Source organism: Salinivibrio sp. ES.052, from assembly GCF_900141775.1.
Classification (GTDB): domain Bacteria; phylum Pseudomonadota; class Gammaproteobacteria; order Enterobacterales; family Vibrionaceae; genus Salinivibrio.
The window spans coordinates 586,935-608,013 of the sequence record NZ_FSRI01000001.1; the positions used below are offsets into that span (position 1 = coordinate 586,935).

At 50.4% G+C, this 21,079-nt stretch carries 18 protein-coding genes; 11 read left to right on the forward strand and 7 right to left on the reverse strand.

The window, feature by feature from the left end:
* Nucleotides 1–13: 13 nt before the first annotated feature.
* The 6 genes from BUQ98_RS02715 to rne all read right to left on the reverse strand — a co-directional run bounded on the left by BUQ98_RS02715 (nt 14) and on the right by rne (nt 12,235).
* Complete coding sequence (locus tag BUQ98_RS02715; protein WP_074212391.1) at nt 14–1,000, reverse strand: ABC transporter ATP-binding protein; 987 nt, start codon at nt 998–1,000, stop codon at nt 14–16.
* Entirely contained in the window at nt 997–2,025 is a 1,029-nt protein-coding gene (locus tag BUQ98_RS02720; protein WP_074212392.1) for an ABC transporter permease, read from the reverse strand. The genes BUQ98_RS02715 and BUQ98_RS02720 overlap by 4 nt, the downstream gene beginning before the upstream one ends.
* Nucleotides 2,022–3,014: an ABC transporter permease gene (locus BUQ98_RS02725; RefSeq protein WP_074212393.1), complete on the reverse strand. Its 993-nt coding sequence runs from the start codon at nt 3,012–3,014 to the stop codon at nt 2,022–2,024. The genes BUQ98_RS02720 and BUQ98_RS02725 overlap by 4 nt, the downstream gene beginning before the upstream one ends.
* Nucleotides 3,015–3,097: 83 nt before the next feature.
* Entirely contained in the window at nt 3,098–4,786 is a 1,689-nt protein-coding gene (locus BUQ98_RS02730; protein WP_074212394.1) for an ABC transporter substrate-binding protein, read from the reverse strand.
* A gap of 779 nt (nt 4,787–5,565) precedes the next feature.
* A complete protein-coding gene (locus BUQ98_RS02735; RefSeq protein ID WP_074213552.1) occupies nt 5,566–8,973 on the reverse strand; it encodes a hybrid sensor histidine kinase/response regulator in 3,408 nt (1,135 codons plus the stop codon).
* Between the two features lie 289 nt (nt 8,974–9,262).
* Entirely contained in the window at nt 9,263–12,235 is a 2,973-nt protein-coding gene (gene rne, locus BUQ98_RS02740) for a ribonuclease E (protein ID WP_074213553.1), read from the reverse strand.
* A 681-nt stretch (nt 12,236–12,916) separates the two neighbouring features.
* Here rne and rluC point away from each other — a divergent pair.
* From rluC to BUQ98_RS02760, 4 genes are all read left to right on the forward strand, one after another.
* A complete protein-coding gene (gene rluC / locus BUQ98_RS02745) occupies nt 12,917–13,867 on the forward strand; it encodes a 23S rRNA pseudouridine(955/2504/2580) synthase RluC (RefSeq protein ID WP_074212395.1) in 951 nt (316 codons plus the stop codon).
* 105 nt (nt 13,868–13,972) lie between these two features.
* Complete coding sequence (locus BUQ98_RS02750; RefSeq protein WP_083605174.1) at nt 13,973–14,698, forward strand: HAD-IIIA family hydrolase; 726 nt, start codon at nt 13,973–13,975, stop codon at nt 14,696–14,698.
* Between the two features lie 83 nt (nt 14,699–14,781).
* Complete coding sequence (locus BUQ98_RS02755) at nt 14,782–14,952, forward strand: acetyltransferase (protein ID WP_074213555.1); 171 nt, start codon at nt 14,782–14,784, stop codon at nt 14,950–14,952.
* Nucleotides 14,952–15,338, forward strand: coding sequence for a type II toxin-antitoxin system death-on-curing family toxin (locus BUQ98_RS02760; RefSeq protein ID WP_074212396.1), 387 nt, complete (start codon nt 14,952–14,954; stop codon nt 15,336–15,338). Before BUQ98_RS02755 ends, BUQ98_RS02760 begins: the two co-directional genes overlap by 1 nt.
* Before the next feature lie 59 nt (nt 15,339–15,397).
* Here BUQ98_RS02760 and BUQ98_RS02765 read toward each other — a convergent pair whose 3' ends face one another.
* Nucleotides 15,398–15,991 carry a Maf family protein gene (locus tag BUQ98_RS02765; protein ID WP_074212397.1) on the reverse strand — a complete coding sequence of 198 codons (594 nt, stop codon included), beginning with the start codon at nt 15,989–15,991 and terminating at the stop codon, nt 15,398–15,400.
* Nucleotides 15,992–16,195: 204 nt separating this feature from the next.
* Between BUQ98_RS02765 and yceD the strand changes: the two genes are divergently transcribed.
* From yceD to acpP, 7 genes are all read left to right on the forward strand, one after another.
* Nucleotides 16,196–16,726, forward strand: a complete 531-nt coding sequence (gene yceD, locus BUQ98_RS02770) for a 23S rRNA accumulation protein YceD (protein ID WP_074212398.1) — start codon at nt 16,196–16,198, stop codon at nt 16,724–16,726.
* Nucleotides 16,727–16,731: 5 nt separating this feature from the next.
* Nucleotides 16,732–16,902: a 50S ribosomal protein L32 gene (rpmF, locus tag BUQ98_RS02775; protein WP_021023155.1), complete on the forward strand. Its 171-nt coding sequence runs from the start codon at nt 16,732–16,734 to the stop codon at nt 16,900–16,902.
* Between the two features lie 9 nt (nt 16,903–16,911).
* A complete protein-coding gene (gene plsX / locus BUQ98_RS02780) occupies nt 16,912–17,934 on the forward strand; it encodes a phosphate acyltransferase PlsX (protein ID WP_074212399.1) in 1,023 nt (340 codons plus the stop codon).
* A gap of 8 nt (nt 17,935–17,942) precedes the next feature.
* Entirely contained in the window at nt 17,943–18,902 is a 960-nt protein-coding gene (locus BUQ98_RS02785) for a beta-ketoacyl-ACP synthase III (RefSeq protein WP_074212400.1), read from the forward strand.
* Between the two features lie 17 nt (nt 18,903–18,919).
* Nucleotides 18,920–19,846 carry an ACP S-malonyltransferase gene (fabD, locus tag BUQ98_RS02790; protein WP_074212401.1) on the forward strand — a complete coding sequence of 309 codons (927 nt, stop codon included), beginning with the start codon at nt 18,920–18,922 and terminating at the stop codon, nt 19,844–19,846.
* 73 nt (nt 19,847–19,919) lie between these two features.
* The gene (gene fabG / locus BUQ98_RS02795; protein ID WP_074212402.1) at nt 19,920–20,654 is read left to right on the forward strand and encodes a 3-oxoacyl-ACP reductase FabG; all 735 of its coding nucleotides are present in this window, start codon (nt 19,920–19,922) and stop codon (nt 20,652–20,654) included.
* Nucleotides 20,655–20,811: 157 nt separating this feature from the next.
* Entirely contained in the window at nt 20,812–21,048 is a 237-nt protein-coding gene (gene acpP / locus BUQ98_RS02800; RefSeq protein WP_046075439.1) for an acyl carrier protein, read from the forward strand.
* Nucleotides 21,049–21,079 lie beyond the last annotated feature (31 nt).

Below are 21,079 nucleotides of genomic sequence, written 5' to 3' on the forward strand. Positions count from 1 at the left end.
CATTGGCGCGTTATTAGAGTTTTTGTTGGGCGATGGGCTCGCCGTATAGATGGCAGTTGGAATACCGGCCCGCTTCGATTTGGCGCAACGTCGTTTGAGTGGTTCGACATCGCTCATGCACCTGAGCACAGCGTGCTTGAAAGCGGCAGCCGGTCGGGATTTCGAGCAAGTTGAGTGGGTTGCCTGGAATACCTACCAGTTGGCGCTTGGGCCCGGTGAGTGAGGGGAATGAGCTTCCCAGCCCTTCGGTGTAGGGGTGATAGGGGTTGTTGAGTACCTGTTTAGATGGCGCGACCTCAATCAGCTCACCGGAGTACATGATCCCAATCCGGTCGGAAAACTCGACCATGAGCGATAAGTCATGGGTGATAAACAGAATCGAAAAGCCAAACTCTTCTTTTAACGCGTAGATTTTTTGCAAGATCTCGCGTTGCACCACCACATCCAATGCCGTGGTGGGCTCATCCATGATGATCATTTTCGGATTCAAGGCCAGCGCAATGGCGATCACCAAGCGTTGACGCATCCCGCCCGAAAACTGGTGCGGATAATCGGTCAGGCGGCTAGGGTGAATATCGACAATTTCCAGCAAGCCTTGTGCCCGTTTGACCGCTTGTTTGCGGGTCAGGTTGGTGTGGCGCATCAACACATCGCAAAACTGCTCTTCGAGTGTCAGCACTGGATTGAGGGCATTCATGGCGCTTTGAAACACCATCGACATCTCTCGCCAGCGAAAATCACGCATCCGAGCATCGCTGTAATCGAGGATATTCTCGCCGTTAAACATCACTTCGCCGCCGGTAATAAATGCGGGTGGCTTGTGCAAACGCATCAGTGAAAAGGCAACGGTGGATTTACCGCACCCCGATTCGCCAGCCAGGCCAAATACTTCACCAGGGGCAATGTCAAAACTGACGTGATCGCAGGCCCGGACATCACCGGCATCGGTTATGTAGTCCACGCACAGGTCACGGATTGAGATAAGTGGGGTGCGACTCATGATTTATCTCCACTGATCAGCATGTGTTCGGCAACGGGATTCTCGTCGCGGGCTTTCTTTTCTTGTTGGCTGAGTTTTTTCCAGCGTCTCATCCCTTTTTGTGCACGTAATTGCGGGTTGGCTATTTCATCCACGGCGAAGTTGAGCAACGCAAGCCCTGTAACCAGTAAGGTCAGTGCGATACAAGGTGCGAGCAGCTCCCACCAGGCACCGATCAGCATCGAGGATGACGTTTGCACGTTGTAGAGCATGATCCCCCAGCTGATGGTGTTGGGATCGCCAAGCCCTAAGAAGGAAATGATGGACTCCATGGCAATGGCATACATCACCGAGCCAATAAAGCTGGCACCGACAATCGGCACCAAGTTAGGCAAAATTTCGACGAAAGTGATGCGAAAGCGCGATTCACCCAGTACTTCAGCGGCCTTAACAAACTCTTTTTCGCGAATGGCAAGGGTTTGTGAGCGAACCACCCGTGCGCCCCACGCCCAGGAGGTACAGCCAATAATAATGGCAATCGTCAGCGGCCCGGCTTCTCCGATAAACGCGGCCAGCACAAAAAGAAGCGGGTATTGTGGGATCACCAACATGATGTTCATTGCGGCGGTGAGCACATCGTCAACCCAGCCTCCCAAATAACCGGCGGTAATCCCAATTAAGGTGGCGAGCACACACACAGTGATCCCGGCCCCAAAACCGACTGCCAATGAAACGCGTGCCCCATGGAGTAACTGGGACCAGACATCGCGACCCATGCGGGTGGTGCCAAGGGCATGTTCCGCGTCTTTTGACATCAATAACGTCCGTGGGTGGTCTGCTAAGTGGGTGGCGATCCAGCCATCCGGGTTGGCTTGTGCCGCTTTAACCACAAAGCTGGGGTATTCATGCGGATTACCCGTGCGTTTATCGGGTGCATGCTGGGTCAGTAAAGGGGCGAATATCGCCATCAAAATAAACAGGCCGACAATGATGGAGCCTGCGCGAGCGATCTTATTGCGCACAATAAGGGTGAGGAGATCTTTCATGATTCTTTGCCTCCTGTTCGCAGACGTGGGTCAAGGACCACATACAACATGTCGGCAATCAAATTAAACGAGAGCATAAATAAGGTCATAATTAGCAACTGGCCTTGCAGCACTTGATAGTCACGTGCGTTAATCGCATTGAGCAGTACCGAGCCAAGACCTGGATAGTTAAAAATAATTTCCACAATCAGCTGACCACCGATGGCAATACCCAGCGACATCGATAGCGCGGTGACACTGGGCAAGAGCGCGTTTCGGGCCGCGTAGTTAAATACTACGCGGTTTTCGCTTAAGCCTTTGCCGCGGGCCATGGTGATGTAGTCTTCCGCAAGCAGGTTAATCATGTTGTTGCGCATGTTGACCAAAAAGCCGCCTACTTGAATGATGGAGGCACAAAAAAGCGGGAGTACGGCGTGATAGGCCACATCTTTAATAAAGGTCCAACTGCTCCAGTCTGGGGTCACGCCTGGTGTGTAAGCGTATCCGGTTGGAAACCATTTCAGCCCAATGGCGAAAATAAACAGCGCCAACATGGCGATGACTACCTGTGGCACCGCTTGGATAATCAACATGCCGGGAGTGATGACGGCATCGTATTTTCCACCGCGCTTCCAAGCGGCAAAAATGCCCAAAATCGAGCCCAGCGAGAAAGACAGCAGGACCGCACTGCCGGCGAGAAACAGCGACCAGCCAAAGGCTTTGCCCAGTAGCTCGTTTACCGACAACGGATAAAATTGGATGGAGGTGCCTAAATCCCAGCTCAACACGTTTTTCATGTAGGTGAAATACTGCATATAGAGGGGTCCATCGACAAAGCCCAACAGTTGTTTCATTGCCTCAATCCGCTCTGGAGTGACTTGCACCGAGGCATTGGCAAACATCATGGTGACAGGATCACCGGGCATGGCACGTGGAATAATAAAATTGAGAGTTGCTGCCACTAAAAGGGCAATCATGTAAAAAGTTAACCGTCGGAAAAAATAACCCATAACCCACACCTTACACAGCGAAGTGGTGATGTTCGTGGCGTGAACACCGTGGAAAAGCGGGCGCGCAAGGCGCCCGATATTGGTTACTGAACGGGCTTAAGGTCCAGCACATGAAGAAGACGCTCAGGAATGCCGGCCCAGATAGAGGGGCGACCTTTCGGATTGTCTTCGTTCCACCAACCGGTGAAGCGGGTTGTGTTGTATTGATACATTTGCGCGCCAGAAAGCACCGGAATCGTGACCTGATCCTTGGCGATAATCGCTTGGATTTGGTGGGCAATATCCAGCTGCTCGGCTTTATCCGCGGTTTTGTAGAAGCTGTCTAGCAACTTGTCTAGCTCTGCATTTTGGTAGTAATGCATCGCGAAACGTGGCATGCCATCCCCTTCTTGCAAGTTGGAGTTATACGCACTGTTCCAGTAGGTGTAGGGGTCAGCACCGTGGAAGTAGTTGGTATAGGCGACGTCGTAATCGGCTTCGAGCATCGCTTGGTTATACACCGAGAAATCCGGGGTACGTGCTTTGGCTTTGATACCGGCGTCAGCAAGCTGTTCAACGGCCAGCTGCACGGTGTTATTGAAATCGGTCCAGCCATTCGGGGATTGGATCTCGAGCTCAAACGATTTGCCTGAAGGCGTTTCAACAAAGCCATCGCCGTCTTGATCTTCAAATCCAGCATTGGCGAGTAGCGCTTTGGCACCGTCCAGATCGTAGGTATTGTATTGACGGTACTTTTCATGCACCGCTTCGTCTGACCAGGCTTCAAACGCGTAACCGAGGCCAGAAGCGAAATCGTTCACTGTACCACCGCCATAAAACGCGATATCGATGATGGTTTGACGGTCCAGCGACATGGAAAACGCGCGACGGAAGTCGACATTGGTCAGCGCTTCGCGTTTTGCAGGATCGGGGTCGTTAAAGTTGACCATAAAGGCTTGGGTGCCGGCGGCAGGATACCAATAATGATGGTTTGGATTGGCCGCGGCATAGGTGCGGTCAATGTCAGGAATAAACGACGAGGTCCAGTCCATTTCACTGTTGATCACTTTGCTTAAAAACTGGTCGTTATTGGCAATTTGTGGCACGCGCAGACAGTCGACGTCGAGGTTGTCGTTATCCCAATAGTGTGGGTTGCGGCATTGAATATAGAGCTGAGAAGTAAACGTATCGATCGTGGTGAAAGGGCCAGAACCCACTGGGTTTTCGTTGGTGTAAGATGCGGGATCGTCAACGTTTTTCCAAACGTGTTCGGGGACGACGGGGACCTTCGCAATTTCATATGGCACATTGGAGTTTTTCTCTGTGAGATCGAAGCGGACGGTGTAATCGTCGACTTTCTTCACATCGTCAATCCATTGGTTGATCCCAGATTGATCCAACTCAGGGTGGTTTTTAACCAAATCAAACGAATACACCACATCATCGGCGGTATAGGCCTCACCGTCTGACCATTTTACGCCTTTACGAAGGGTAAAAGTGACACTTTTGAGATCATCCGCCATGTCGTAGTCCGTCGCGATACGAAAGACAGGTTGGTTGCCTTTCATTTCGTTAAACACCACTAAGGGCTCATAGACGAAATCAGTGGTGGTGTGCAAATAGGTGGCACCGAGGAAAGGGTTAAAGTTACGGACAAAGGTATTGAACTCTTTCGGGTGGATAGTGAGCTCACTGCGCTCGGCGGCACTGACGCCAGCACTTGCGCTTAGCGCACCGATAATTGCAGAGGCAAGTAGGGTCTTGCTGGCAACTCTAATGTTACTCGAAAACATAGCCATTCCTTACTGTTGCTTTCAGTTCACGTGATGGATAGTGAGCTCGTTGCTAACAACCTTCGCGAGCTCAAGCTTACTGTGTTGCCGACCCTGACGTTGTGATTATGGATGGGATGCCCCAAGCGATACTTGTTGCTCCAGGCCAGCAAACAACTCCACTAAGCCCAAGTTCAGTGAAGGCTGCAATGTGAATAATCGTTAAAACCGTAAAAAAGCGCGATGTTGACGTTATTTTCGTTAAAAAAAACAGCTAAAAAGGTTATCCGCTTCAGGATGTAATCACGACTCTCTCCTGGTAACGACCTTGGATGGAATTATAAAAATCATAAGGTTATGGTTATTTATAATTTTGGGTGATGCATGTCACACACCCAAATACTCTTGTTTTTTACCGAGAAAAATCAGCGTTTATTTTGTTGTGACAAGTCGCGCATTTCTGATTTATATCCGACATTAAGGATGTTTTTTCCAAGAAGCATTGAGATTTAAATGAAGTTGATTCGCAAAGATTATTAATGAGCGATTTTAACTCGTCAGTCACGTCCGTCAGTCAGAGGACAGGCACGCTAAGAGAACCGCCAATAGGACAGCCACCGAGGTTTGCTCCTTTATGTTTGATGCGCCTGTCCTGGAGGGGCTTTCATTAATGAGAATGTTTAGGAGGACAGGCGCTTTATGACTAAGGTGTCTGTCCCCGTAAGGAAATAAAAATGGCGTGGACTTAATATGCCTGTCCCCGGAAGGGGAAGCACGTTATTGCGTTGGTGGGTGTGTTGTTAGTCTTCTAACAGTAGCTGGCGAAGTTGTTGGTAATAGGACTCCAGCTGAGTACGGGTCGTACTACGTTTGTCACAATGATCGAGGATAAAGCGAATGGAGCTCAGCACTGTGCGCCATCGCGGGGTTTTTGGCAGGGTTTCGATGAGCAGGTACTTATCCAATGTGCGGGTTTGTAAGCTACTACGGTCAAGGTAGACGCGCCAAAGACCACTTTGCTCGGCAAAATCGAATTTGCTTTTGCCTGTGGCTTCTTCCCAGTAATGCAAGCTGGCTACCATGGCATCAACAATTAGCTGTCTGCGTGCGTTGGCTTTATCTTGTTGTTGGTGTTGCGCTTTTTCAGCGATAGCTTCAAATTCACCCCCCATGGCTTTTAGCGTTTCAAGTTGGCGCGAGTCTCCGCCTAATGCGTAGCCAGATAAGGCTTCGATGGCGCTTTCTAGGCTCTGTATACGAGACTGAGACACGGGAGCGTCTGTGTTGATGACATACAGGCTGTCAATGTCAGACTCTGCGGGAAAACGCAGCAGCATGCCGTCGACGTCTCGGGGGCGTCCTTCAATATAAATGATCAGTGGGCCTTGATAGCGCTCCATCTGATTGGCCTGCTCGGGCGCTTTCACTAAGGCTTGGCCATGCATCCGTTTTACCTCGTCTTGCTCACGCTCAAACAAGGAGGCTGCCGCTTGGTTAACAAAGCGAACCTGGCCATCTTTTCGCATACCTAACATAGCTTCAGGAGCGAGAGAGAGCTGTGAAATCAACCAAGACTGGGTTTCGAGTAGACTGGCCTGTTGCCGAGCACTTTGTTCAAGCGCCTGCTCGAGGCGCTGATTTTCTTGGCGGCGCTGTTCCGCTTGGCTAGCGGCAAGATGTGTTGCTATCCGTGCGGCGAGCTCTCTTTTATCAAAGGGCTTACAGAGATAATCATTCGCGCCGACCTCAAAGCCATAGATGCGATCATCAGGCTGATTTAAGGCGGTTAGCATGATAATCGGAAGTGCAGCATGGTCATAGCGTGCACGCAGCTGCTCACAGACCTCGAATCCACTCATTCCGGGCATTAGCACGTCGAGTAAGATGAGATCTGGCTTTGTGGTGGCGATATGATCAATCGCTGTACGTCCATCACTGGCTGTACTAGCCTGATAGCCTTCAATATTAAGAAAACTGGTCAGTACTTGTTGGTTGGTTGGCTCATCATCGACCACTAAAATATGTAAGCCATTGTGATTATGCTGGCTTTGCGAAACAACGTCCGAAGAGGAATGAGCGAGGGTCTCTCGCGTGTCATCTTGATGAACGTGTTGGGCAGAGACGGCGGTAAGCTCGGTGGTCAACACCGGAGGCTCATCGATGCTTGGAAGGGTGAAGCTAAAGGTGGTCCCCACTTGCGGCTGACTACTGACGTACAGCTGGCCGCCCATCAGCTCAACAAGTTGACGACTGATGGATAGACCGAGACCTGCGCCGTGTTGATAATGATAGTGGCTACTCACTGCTTGTGCGAGCGGTTCAAAAACGGTGCTTAACTGTTCCGCGGGGATCCCTTTACCCGTATCAATCACTTGGATGCGAACGCGATCGTCCAAGGTGTCGGCGCTAATAACAATCTTACCCGCATCGGTGAACTTAATCGCATTTCCCAGTAAATTGTACATAACTTGCTCAAGCCGTTGGGGATCCGCGTGTACCCAGATTGGCGTGTCGCTGAGCTGATTAATGATGTCTAGCGGCTTCTCTTTTTTAAGGTGCTTGGCGAGTGACAGCACAAGCTGTGTGATGGCGTTGAGATTGACAGGACCTTGCTCCAAATCTAATTGCCCATAGCGCATTTTATGGTAGTCCAAGAGATCATCAACCAGCTTGGCCAAGCGCTGGCCGCTGTTGACGATAATCGACAGTTGATACTGATGATCGCGACTAATCGGACCGTTCGCACCGTCAATCAGTGCTTCGGCAATCCCTATCATGCCGTGTAATGGGGTACGAAGTTCGTGAGAGGTGGTTGCCAGGAATTCATCTTTCAGCTTGTTGGCGACATGCAGCTCTTCATTCTGAGCACGTATGGTGGTGATGTTAGCTTCTAAGGCCTGGTTTTGCTGGCGTATTAAGGCCAGTTTTTCGCGAATGGCATGGCGCATACGGGCAAAGCTTACCGCCAAACGCCCGATTTCATCACGACGGCGCGTGTGGTGGATTTGGGTATCAAGGTCACCTGCACTGACTTTTTCTGCCGCCCATGTAAGCTGAAGCAGTGGGCGAGTAATAAAGTTGGACATATAGTGTGAGGCGATGACCACCGCGAGAATCGCAAGTAACATGGCAACGATAAAAAGCTGTTGCAGCTGGTGGATTCGAGCGTAGGCCACTTGCGTAGGGACTTCAGCCACTAACCCCCATTTTAGACCGTGGGCGTGAATGGGGGTGTAGGCGGCGAGCACGGTTTGGCCTGATTGGGTTTGATAGCGGGTGACTCCTGTTTCTCCGGCTAATGCTTTTTCTATGGCAGGCGTGTTATTGACAAGCTGACTTTTGCTGGTTAAATGCGCTCGAGTCTTGCCGTCATCGCCGACGAGGTGTGTTTCAATCGCATTGGTTTCTCTGGGGGCCATTAGCCTGGTAAGGGCATGATTAGGAAGCCGGAAGATCGCGTAGCTATGCAGGTACCCTTGCTGAATAATGGGGGCGCCAAGCCATGCAACGGGTGCGTCGGTATCTTCAGCGGAAAAGTCCGAGATAATCACCTTAGGCGTCGGATCTAACTTTCCTTTTGTTTGTTGCGTTTGCTGTTTTAGGGCCGCGAAAGTGTGTCCCAGTCGTGCATTGCGATGCGGGCCTGAGAGTAGGTTAGTGCCAAAATTGTCCAGCTTTTTCACCGAATAGGTGACGTTGCCTTGCTTGTCGACCAAGAGTAGGTCGTCAAAATCTGCGCGAGCGAGCAAAGCTTGATAAGCGCGGTGGTAGCGTTTGTGTAGCAGCCGATAACGCTCGGTGGCGGAATAATTGGGATCGTCCTTGTGCATAGGCGTTTTGACCCTTTCACCGGACCCAAGGTAATAGCGACGTTGCGCGTAATCACGAGCGGCGTCGATGTTTGGTCGTAGTCGCTGAAATGCATTGACCAAACCATAAAAATGACCACCACTGGCGTAGGCGAGTTCTGAGGCGACAAACCCAAGGACTTCCGCCTCTTTCGCCTCAAAGTAATCGTTGATTTGCTGCTGCTTACCGTCGCGAACCGATAAAAGGTGTGCCGTGCTTTGTTCTTGTAGATCTTGGCTATGGGCGTTAAGAAAAAACAAGGCGACCAAAATCAGAGGGAGGAGGCTCAATAGCAGGAAGGCCAGCATCAAGGTGTGATGGAGGCGTTTAAATGGGTAAGCAGTAAACAAGGTTTTCATAAGCAACAGCATCTTCCCTACAGCAACGTTCCAATGTCGTGGCCAGCGTCTAAGCCTCTGATGAGCCTGTTTCTCGCGCGACGACACGACAATCATTGTCTGCCTTGACGTTACTGAGTTTTTTCGCTTTGACAAGGAAGTGTCGATAGAAGCGTGCCGATCGACGCACTTTTCCGTGTATCGCTGCAAGATTGCGTATGTTTTGCCCACGTTATTTCATGGAAGAAAGGTCAAATAAAAAAGGCCTCGACAGATGCCGAGGCCTTTAGCATTCCGAAAGTAAACGGAATTAATACTGAGGTTTGGTCGCCGGTGCGTAGGCAGACGCACGTGCCTCGGCGCTTCCCGCTGCTTTCGCTTCTGGGTTAGGCGCTTTAAAGGCAGCGACTGCCACAGGGCTGTGATCAACCGGTTGGTTCGGTGCCGGTGCTTTCATCATCGGTGATGTGGCACGGCGATATTGAATGGTTGCAGTCGGGGCATTGATCTCGACTTCCCGCTCAATTACCTTTTCGGTCACCAAATCAACCTCTGAATCATGCTCCGGTGTGGTCGCGGGTGCGGTAGGGACAGCCACTTCGGGGCTCGCTTCAATCGCCGCTGTTTCCTCGCGCTGTACTGGTTTGTGTTCAGGCTCGGGAACCTTCACTAAAGGCGCAGAATGTGTTGATACGCCTTCTGCGTCAGCCGGCTTGGTTTGCATGATAATAACTTTACCCATTGCCATTTCTGGGCGAGCAACGCCGCTCATCATGGGTTTGTTATCCTGGCGTTTGTCTTGACGACGGCGATCTTGCTTCACTTTCACCGGTTGTTCTGCTGACCATACTTTACCCATCGCCATTTCAGGTGAGGCCATACCCGTTGTCAGTGGCATTGGGCTTTTCACCATCGGACGACGGCGACGGCGTTGACCGCTGGCGCGAAGATGACGTGGTGAGCGGCGATTGCGGCGTTTGTCTTGCTGGCCTTCTTTTTTGCCGTTTTCAGGTTGTTGTTTTGCTTGTTGTGCGACTTCAGCGCCAACTTGATGCAAATCTTTACCCTTATCGGCGGCAGTTTCTGCCGGTGCCGGTACGTTCACATCTGGCGTTTCTTTGTTGATGCGCACGGTACGGTTAAGCTTACGACGCTGACGGCGCTGTTTAACTTGTTCAGTTTGCTCCGCCTTTTGGTCGTGTTGCTTATTACCTTTATTCTCTGCTTTTTCAGCCTGCGGCTTCGTCGCTTTACTGTCGTCCTTTTCGTGTACCGCTGGTTTTTCTGCTTTGTCGTTACGGTTATCGTTGCGCGGCTTCTTGCCTTTACGATTGTTGTCGCGACGCTCTTCCTGCGGTTTGTTTTGACGACGTTGTTTATTATTTCGCCCGCGTTCGTTACCCGTATTATCGCTTTGATCGTCTTTTTGCTGTGGCCTATCATTGCCGCGAGACTTATTACGATGACCGGGTTGATCTTGCGTTTGCTTTTGGTTTTTCCCTTGGCGAGAGGACTCTGGCTGCGCCGCTTTTGTTGACGATGGGCTTGACGCCTCGTCACGGGCCGGAGCGCTGAATAAACCAGAGATAAATTTACCGACTTTAGCGAAAAGGCTAGGCGTCGCGGCAGTTGCTGGCTCATTGGCTGATGCCGATGGTTTAGATGCGCTTGGTGCCGGGGTACTTGGTGCAGCAAAGCCTTGTAGAACAGGCTCTTCACGTTTTTTCGCTGGGCGTGCTTGTTGTGGCTCTTCACGCGCTTCGGCTTCTTTCAGTGCGTCGATTTGACTGGGCAACTGATAAGACAGGTTCGCCATTTCTTCGCCACCGCGGACACGAACCACGTCAAAATGCGGGGTTTGCATTTCGTCATTAGGGACGACAACCACCTTCACATTGTGATATTTCTCAATGTGTTGGACCGAACGGCGTTTTTCGTTAAGTAGATAAGAGGCCACAGGCACAGGGACAATACCCAGTACTTGCGCTGTGTTCTCTTTCATTGCCTCTTCTTCCATCAAACGAAGAATAGACAGGGCTAGCGATTCGTTATCACGGATCACACCTGTGCCTTTACAGCGAGGGCAAATGTGGTGACTGGCTTCAGCCAATGAAGGGCTTAAGCGCTGACGTGACATTTCGAGCAAGCCAAATCGTGAAATACGACCGATCTGCACGCGTGCACGGTCCATACGGACAGAATCACGCAGTTTATTTTCCACTTCACGCTGGTGGCGAACCGGTGTCATATCGATAAAGTCGATCACTACCAAGCCACCGAGGTCACGTAAACGTAACTGACGGGCAATTTCTTCTGCCGCTTCGACGTTAGTTTGGCGTGCTGTTTCTTCGATATCACTGCCTTTAGTGGCCCGGGCAGAGTTGATATCGATAGAGGTTAGCGCTTCGGTGGGGTCAATCACAATCGACCCACCTGAAGGCAAGCGCACTTCGCGTTGGAACGCGGATTCTATCTGGCTTTCGATTTGATAGTGACTAAACAGTGGCACTTCGCCATCATAAAATTTAATCCGACTAACAAAGTCCGGGCGAACCAGTTTGATATGCTCTTGCGCACGGTTGAAGACTTTTTCGCTGTCGATCAAAATCTCGCCAATATCACGACGCAAGTAGTCACGGATTGCACGCGCAATCACGTTACTTTCTTGGTGGATAAGGAAAGGCGCGGGGTTGGACGCCGCCGCTTCTTTGACCGCTTGCCAATGATTAAGCAGGACTTTTAAATCCCACTCAAGCTCTTCGGCAGATTTGCCGACACCGGCGGTACGCACGATGAGACCCATGCCTTGAGGCAGTTCTAAACCCGACATGGCTTCTTTTAACTGACTGCGCTCTTCCCCTTCGATGCGGCGAGAGATACCGCCTGCACGTGGGTTATTGGGCATCAGAACTAGATAGCTACCGGCCAGTGATACAAAGGTGGTCAATGCCGCACCTTTGTTGCCGCGTTCTTCTTTGTCCACTTGGACAATCACTTCCTGGCCTTCTTTCACCACATCTTTGATGTTGGGACGGCCTTGATAGGTATAACCGGAAGGGAAGTATTCGCGGGCGATTTCTTTTAGTGGGAGGAAACCGTGTCTGTCTGCGCCGTAATCAACAAATGCCGCTTCCAGGCTGGGTTCAATACGGGTAATGCGTCCTTTGTAAATATTAGCTTTTTTCGATTCATGGCCAGGACTTTCGATATCGAGATCGTATAGCCGTTGACCGTCAACCAATGCGACGCGCAACTCTTCCTTCTGAGTCGCGTTAATCAACATTCTTTTCATCTGATTTTTCTCATTTATTTATCGTTGTTATTAGCGGTTGATGACGAGAGCAGTCGTCAATGCTGCCTGACCCCAAGTCTGATATGATGCAGCCTCCCGGCTGGAGAAAATCAGGGGTGCGCTCGGGCAAGTTTTAATCGGCCAGCTGCAACGGTTTTTGTGGCTCACCGGATTACGCAGTTGGCGTCCGCCGTTTTTACCGATGGCGGATAGCTCTGACACTGACTGATTGCCTCGTGTCAACACACTAACGGGTGCTTTTGGGGTTACGTCTTACGCCAATTGCCGCGTAACGCCTTAAAAGCATTCGGAATTATGGTTCTATTGCGGTAAGAACCGCGAGACGGTACTCGACTGCTTGGTTCACAATAGTTTGCCCCTTTCACAAGAGCGAAACTTTGGCCACAGGCAAGAACCCGTGTTTCAGATAAGCGTTTGCTTTTCTGACTAACGCCGCAACTATAGCAGGGAGACCAGAGTCCAGCAATCGGCTTTACTGGCTTATGTTGCCTTGGTAGAAAAACAGCGTGAATATGACGTTTTTTTGCACGATCCTGTCCCAGTCGTCTATCCGTATCCTTGTTTGTTCGCCGAGTAAACAAGGAGCGGCTAGGAGGCTTTATCGCGTCTAGCAGGTGCATATCGGCGCGCTTAGAGGTAGAATAGGACGTTATGACAGAACAAAAATCTCAAGTGCGATTCATCGACATCGATGACGACATCGCGGGCCAGCGTATCGACAATTTTCTGCGAAATCAGCTGAAAAATGTCCCGAAAAGTATGATTTATCGCGTTCTTCGTAAAGGCGAGGTACGAGTTAACAAAAAACGTATAAAACCAGAATATAAACTTCAGGCCGGTGATGTGATCCGTGTGCCGCCCATCCGTCTTCCCGACAAAGATGAGAAAGCCGCACCCAGCACCAAATTAGATAAAGTGGCCGCGCTTGAACATTGCATTTTGCATGAAGACGAGCATTTGCTGGTACTCAACAAACCTTCAGGCACGGCAGTGCACGGGGGAAGTGGGCTACAGTTTGGCGCGATAGAAGCTATGCGGGCTCTTCGACCAACCGCGCGCTTTTTAGAGCTTGTTCATCGGATTGATCGAGACACGTCTGGGATCCTATTGATTGCTAAAAAGCGTTCGGCATTGCGTCATTTGCAAGCGCAATTTCGTGAAAAGACGGTGCGCAAAGATTATTACGCTTTAGTGATGGGGAAGTGGCCTGCGAAACAGCGCAAAGTCACTGCACCATTGTTGAAGAATGACGTTAATAGCATCGTACGTGTTAACCCCAAGGGAAAACCGTCTGAAACCCGTTTCAAAGTGATTGAAAGTTTTGCAGAGGCCACCTTAGTGCAGGCCAGTCCAGTGACAGGGCGGACGCACCAAATCCGCGTGCATGCTCAGTATATGGGTCACCCCTTGGCATGGGACGATCGCTACGGTGATCCCCGTTTTGATGCTTATACCAAGTCGGTGGGACTCGATCGCTTGTTTTTGCATGCCGCTGCTATCCGCTTTACTCACCCAGGCAATGAGGAAGTCATGACCCTTAATGCCCCGATGGAGCCCAAACTCGAGCGTGCTCTTAAAGGGCTAAGAGCCAAAACTGCATAATTTTTTCCGTATTCCGTATTCCGTATTCCGTCTTCGTAGCACGTGAATGCGAAGTCGGTGGCAACGGATAATTACAATAGTGAGTGTTGAAAACACGAGGTAAAAATGAACATTGAACCACCGAGTGCCGTTGACGGTGACGTGGCGTCGAATATAGGGATAAGAAAACCGCACCCCGCGATTGCCCCTTATTCGCTATTGATTTTTGATTGGGATGGCACCGTGATGGATTCGATTGGGCGCATCGTTTCGAGTCTTGATGCGGCGGCACGGTTGACAGGGCAATTGCCTATTTTGCCTCCAGAACGCTTGCAATCCATGATCGGTTTGAGTTTGGAAAAGGGCTATCAATTACTCTATCCCGACGCTGATCCGGCTTGGTATCCGAATTGGATTGCGCATTATCGTCAGCAATTTGTCCACGACAATCCGACACCATGTCAGCTTTATCCTGGCGTAAAAGAGACCTTAGTCGAATTAAAAGCGCAGGGGTTTCAATTAGCGGTGGCAACCGGGAAGTCACGCGCTGGACTCGATCGGGCAATGGCGGAAACGGGAACTCACGATTTGTTTTCGGTGACCCGATGCGCCGATGAAACGGCCTCTAAGCCGGATCCTCAAATGTTGGATGAAGTGTTAGCGCAAACAGGTATTCCACGTGATAGAGCGCTGATGATTGGTGATACGGGGCATGATATGCAATTGGCCATCAATGCGGGTATGGCAAGGCTTGCCGTCACTTGGGGCGTAGAAGGCGCCGCCAGCCTCTCGACCTATGAGCCAGTTGCCGTATTAAACAGCCTAAACGAGCTGATGATAGAGAGATACTAGTAGTTGTTAAGGTCTGAGCGCTATCTTGCAGTACCCAAAGATATAGACCATGATGAGCAATGGAGTATGGTGGAAGTGAAAATATGAACAGAAAAATTGAAACTTATGGCGTTAAAGCAATCCAAAGACCAAAGATCAAAGCGAAGAAAGGCATTGATTTATCGGGCGATCTTGGACGTCAGATTATTAAGTCTGAGACTAAACTGGCTTTGCGAACACACGTGAATACGTTTAAAAAGCTAGCTGATATGTGATGGATATCATTTGTTTTCCCTTCGAGCGCGTTATTGAGATAAACGCTTTGATCTTAGCGTCTGGTCCCGGGATGCAGGGCGCGGTAGATCTCGGAAAACTACAAGGTGCTTTGAGTAGAATTGACAATGCAATTATTTACGACGGCTTAGATGACGTATTTGAGATCGCCGCAAAGTATACAGCATGTATTGCAGTAGCTCACGCGCTACCGGATGCAAACAAGCGTACTGGTCTGGCGGTTGCTCTGGAGTACCTTTCACTCAACGACTTCGAAATCGTACATGATAACGATCTCCTTGCGGATGCTGTTCGAGACCTTGTTTTGGGAGAAATTAGTGAATTGGATTTCGCTGATGTGCTATACGCACAATACGCAAGAGTATAAACAATATCCTAGTCATGTTGCCCTTAAGGCAGGGAGCGCCAACGTGGTGTATATAGCCACTAGATCACGTCGATACCTTCCTTTTCCAACATCTCGCGCAGTCGCATTAGTGGCAGACCCACAAGGGTGTTGGGATCGCGGCCATGCATGGCGTTAAATAACGCAATTCCCAAGCCTTCGCATTTAAAGCTGCCCGCGCAATCGAGTGGCAGCTCTTTGTCGATGTAGCGGACAATTTCTTCTTCACTCAACTCACGAAAATCGACATGAAAAGGTTCGACGTCTGATTGGTGCTCACCCGTCTCGCTATTGATCAATGCTATCCCAGTATAAAAAGTGACTTGCTTGCCACTGGCGCGCTTTAACTGCTCAATCGCGACGTCTCGTTCATGCGGCTTGCCCAGCACTTCCTCGTCAATCATACAGACTTGATCTGAGCCGATAATGAGTGCGTTATCGAACATTGGCATCCCAGCCATTGCTTTTTCTAACGCGAGTCGTTCGACGAGGTCGGTTGCACGCTCGTTCTCTTGCCGACTTTCGTCAATGGCGGGAGAGAAGGTGGTAAAGGGGAGGGCGAATTTTTTAAAGATTGCCTGACGATAGGGTGAGCTTGATGCCAACACAATTTTTGGCGGCTGTGTGGTATGCATAACCTTTCCTTTATTGAGCGCGTTAGTGTGACTGAACGACTAGCGCGTGATCGATTTTTGTTAATTCTCCGCACTCAGTCTAACCTGAAAAGATGACTGGCGCGATCTCGGCAAACCAACTGAGCCGGGGTCGAGCCTTAACACCGACGTGCAGGCAACATTTTCTTTGACTCCAGCGCATTTGGAGGCTAATATTCGCGCCCTATGCAGAAGGTAAAGCTACCGCTGACGGTTGATCCATTCCGTTGTGCGCAAAAGCAACTCGACTATGATGGTATCGTAGACAAGACGCTATTGACGCGCCTCGGTGAGGCAACCCAAAGCATCGATAGTGATGCGGAAGTGATGCTTTCGTTCGACATTGACGCCCAAGGGCTAAAAATTGTCACCGGTCGTGCGGCCGTGTCAGTTAACCTTGAGTGTCAGCGTTGTTGGGGGCCATTATCGTATCGCTATGAAACTGAATTCGTTTATAGCCCGGTTTTCAATGATGACCAGGTTGGCAATTTACCGGATGCTTATGAGCCGGCATTAGTCGACGAAAACGGTGAGATTGATCTGATTCAATTAGTCGAAGACGAATTGATTGTGGCCTTGCCACAAGTCGCCATGCACGACGATACTGACTGTAAAGTCAGTGCTGACAACATGGTGTATGGGGAAATCCCACTTGCTGATGAGCGTCCAAATCCGTTTGCCGTACTAAAAAACTTAAAGCAAAGTAACGAGGAGTAGGGTCAATGGCCGTACAAAAGAACCGTAAAACCCGTTCTAAGCGTGGTATGCGTCGTTCACACGATGCACTGGGTACTCAAGCTGTATCTGTAGACAAAACCAGCGGTGAAACTCACCTGCGTCACAACGTGACCGCAGACGGTTTCTACCGTGGCCGCAAGGTCATCAACAAGTAAGGTTGACCCTTGACTAGGCTAACCATTGCACTCGATGCGATGGGCGGGGACTTCGGTCCCCAAGTCACAGTGCCTGCCTCCGTGCAGGCATTGTCGCGTTTTGCGGACCTAAAAGTGATCCTAGTGGGGGATGAGTCTCACATACAGGCGTCGCTTCATCAGCTTAATGCCCAGCATCACTCCAGATTGTCCATCGTCCATGCTCCGGACGTTATTCCTAATGATATGCGCCCTTCCACGGCGTTACGGCGTAGTGCCGACACATCGATGCGTGTTGCCCTTGAAAAAGTGGCTAATGGCGAAGCCGATGCATGTGTCAGTGCAGGTAATACAGGGGCGCTCATGGCGTTGTCCAAATACTTGCTTAAACTCCTGCCCGGCATCGACCGTCCTGCCTTAGTGACTGCGTTACCCGGTGCTAACTTTCAGCGTAAATGGCTGCTTGATTTAGGTGCAAATGTGGCATGTGATGCCGATACTTTGTTTCAATTTGCTGTCATGGGTGCCGTCTTGGCGGAGGCTGAGCTTGGGCATACGCCGCGCATCGGGCTATTGAATATTGGTGAAGAAGCGATCAAGGGTAATGATCTGGTTCGCCGCTGTGCGGATCTGCTCCATCAAAGCCCGTCGGTACATTACACCGGTTATGTCGAAGGTGACCAGATTTACACGGGTGAAACAGATGTGATTGTTTGTGATGGTTTTGTCGGTAACGTCGCGTTAAAAACCAGCGAAGGTGTTGCTAATTTGATCATCGATAAGGTGAAATCACACCTCAGCCCGCATCCTATCAAGCGCTGGATGGCGAAATGGCTATTTTCTGAACTTTTAAATCAACTCCAACAACTGAAACCCGACCAGTACAACGGCGCAAGTTTGCTAGGATTGCGCAGCATCGTTGTAAAAAGCCACGGACGCGCTGATATCGCCGCTTACGAAAACGCTATTTTTGAAGCGGTGCACGAGGTCGAACGGCAAATCCCAACTAAGATAAGTGACCGTTTAGAGGCAGTTCTTCTCGAGAGGCATTAGTAGTCTTCATGTATAGTAAGATTTTGGGCACAGGCAGCTATTTGCCTGAACAGGTTCGCACCAATGCTGACCTTGAACAGATGGTAGACACCACTGATGAATGGATTGTGACCCGTACGGGGATCAAAGAGCGTCGCATTGCTGCTTCCACCGATACCGTTGCCTCGATGGCCTACCAGGCCGCCGTGCAGGCGATTGATATGGCCGCTATCGACAAACATGACATCGATCTCATTATCGTTGCCACCACTAGCGGTGAACGTGCTTTCCCGGCAGCGGCTTGCGATGTGCAGGCGATGCTAGGTGTACAGGGCTGTCCGGCGTTTGATATTGCCGCAGCGTGTTCAGGTTTTGTCTATGCGCTGAGTGTGGCCGATCAATATGTTAAAAATGGATTGGCGAAAAACGCGCTGGTGATCGGTGCAGATCGTCTCTCTCATACATGTGATCCGAATGATCGCTCTACCATCATCTTGTTTGGTGATGGTGCCGGAGCTGCCGTACTTTCTGCCGATGAGCATGATGGTATTTTGTCTACCCATTTAAAAGCGGATGGCAAATTTGGCGAGCTCTTGAAGCTTAAGTATCCAGAGCGTGGCCAATCTCCGTTATCGGACGAAGCGTGGCTTTATATGGCGGGGAATGAAGTCTTTAAAGTCGCGGTGACACAACTGGCCAGTATTGTCACAGAAACGCTCAGTGCTAACCAAATTGAAAAGTCGGACATTGATTGGCTGGTACCACACCAAGCCAACTATCGGATTATTAAAGCGACCGCGAAAAAACTTGCAATGTCGATGGATCAAGTTGTGTTGACGCTTGACCGTCATGGCAATACATCCGCGGCCTCGGTCCCGACAGCCCTGGATGAAGCGGTCCGTGATGGACGAATTCAGCGTGGCCAAACGGTATTACTTGAGGCGTTTGGTGGCGGTTTTGCGTGGGGTTCGGCACTCGTCAGATTCTAAATAAATAGGAAACTAATATGACTCAAACAGCAATCGTATTTCCTGGTCAAGGCTCGCAAGCCGTGGGTATGCTGGGTGAATTGGCCGAGCAATATGGTGTTGTCCAGCAGACCTTTGCAGAGGCGTCAGAGGTGCTTGGTTATGATCTATGGGCATTGGTTCAACAAGGACCCGATGCAGACTTGAATGAAACGCATCGTACCCAGCCAGCTCTATTGGCGGCATCAGTGGCGATTTGGCGTGTGTGGCAATCACAAGGCGGTACGACACCTGCGGTACTTGCAGGGCATAGCTTGGGTGAGTACTCAGCATTGGTCTGTGCGGGTGTCTTAGACTTTAAAGAAGCGATTAAGCTGGTTGAATTGCGCGGACAGTTGATGCAGGAAGCCGTGCCTGCGGGCGTGGGGGCAATGTCAGCAATTATCGGTCTTGATAATGAATCTATTGCAGTTGCCTGCGAACAAGCCGCTGAAGGTGATGTTGTTTCACCGGTTAACTTTAACTCCCCTGGGCAGGTCGTGATTGCCGGTAATAAAGCTGCGGTCGAGCGAGCCAATGCGCTGTGCAAAGAAGCCGGAGCCAAGCGTGCTTTACCGTTGCCGGTTTCTGTGCCTTCTCATTGTGCATTGATGAAGCCTGCGGCTGAGAAGTTAGCGCAAGCGCTTGAATCGGTGACGTTTAATGTGCCTGTCATCCCAGTGATCAACAATGCGGACGTGGCGACACCGACTGAACCGGCTGCGATTAAAGAGGCCTTGGTGCGTCAATTACATAGCCCGGTCCGCTGGACGGAAACCGTTGAGCGTATGGCGGCTGAAGGCGTTGAGCAGCTCTTCGAATTCGGACCAGGAAAAGTGCTAACCGGATTGACTAAACGTATCAACAAATCACTGAGCAGTGCGGCGGTGAACGACAGTGCGAGCTTAGCATCGGCGAACGCATAAGCGTTTCGACGCGGGCAATAACATTCTGTGACTGCCGACTAAGGTCGGCAGAATCAACTAAAAGGGTAACCGAATGAAACTAGACGGAAAAGTGGCGCTAGTGACTGGCGCGAGTCGAGGTATCGGCCGTGCAACCGCAGAGTTGCTTGCTGAGCGAGGCGCGACCGTGATTGGTACTGCAACCAGCGAAAAGGGCGCGGCAGCGATCAGTGACTACCTGGGTGACAACGGTAAAGGGTTGGCGCTTAATGTCACGTCACCGGAGTCGGTGGCTGAGGTGCTTGAGACCATTAAAAAAGAATTTGGCGATGTTGACATTCTGGTTAACAACGCGGGTATCACTCGTGATAACCTATTGATGCGTATGAAAGACGACGAGTGGCAAGATATCATCGATACCAACTTGACGTCGATCTTCCGTTTATCAAAGGCAGTCTTGCGTGCGATGATGAAAAAACGCTGCGGCCGAATCATTAATATCGGCTCTGTCGTCGGTGTGATGGGGAATGCGGGACAAGCCAATTATGCCGCGGCGAAAGCGGGTGTCATCGGTTTTACCAAATCCATGGCACGTGAAGTAGCGGCGCGTGGCATTACTGTTAACACCGTTGCGCCTGGGTTTATTGAAACCGATATGACCAAGGCCCTCAGCGATGATCAGCGTGCAGCAACCTTGGCACAAGTGCCTGCGGGGCGTTTAGGCGATCCCAAAGAGATTGCTGCAACGGTGGCTTTTTTAGCCTCAGACGATGCCGCATACATGACGGGCGAGACCTTGAACGTCAACGGCGGCATGTACATGATTTGATCGAGACCGTTGCAATCTCGAATGACACACGTCAAACTCCGATTGATTTGTCCCCAAATCGTGGTTTGACCAGCCGTGGAGGTCTTGCAACTTTCACATTAATGAATAAACTACAGCACATATCGCATCTGCGAATCTTGTAAGGACTAGTATTAATATGAGCAACATCGAAGAACGCGTAAAGAAAATCATCGTTGAGCAACTAGGTGTCGACGAAGCAGAAGTGAAAAACGAAGCTTCATTTGTAGACGACTTAGGCGCGGATTCTCTGGATACCGTTGAGCTAGTAATGGCTCTTGAAGAGGAATTCGATACAGAGATCCCAGACGAAGAAGCTGAAAAGATTACCACTGTGCAAGCGGCAATCGACTACGTTGTCGGCGCTTCAGCGTAATCACTGATTCCTACCAGGCGGTCTCCTCGAC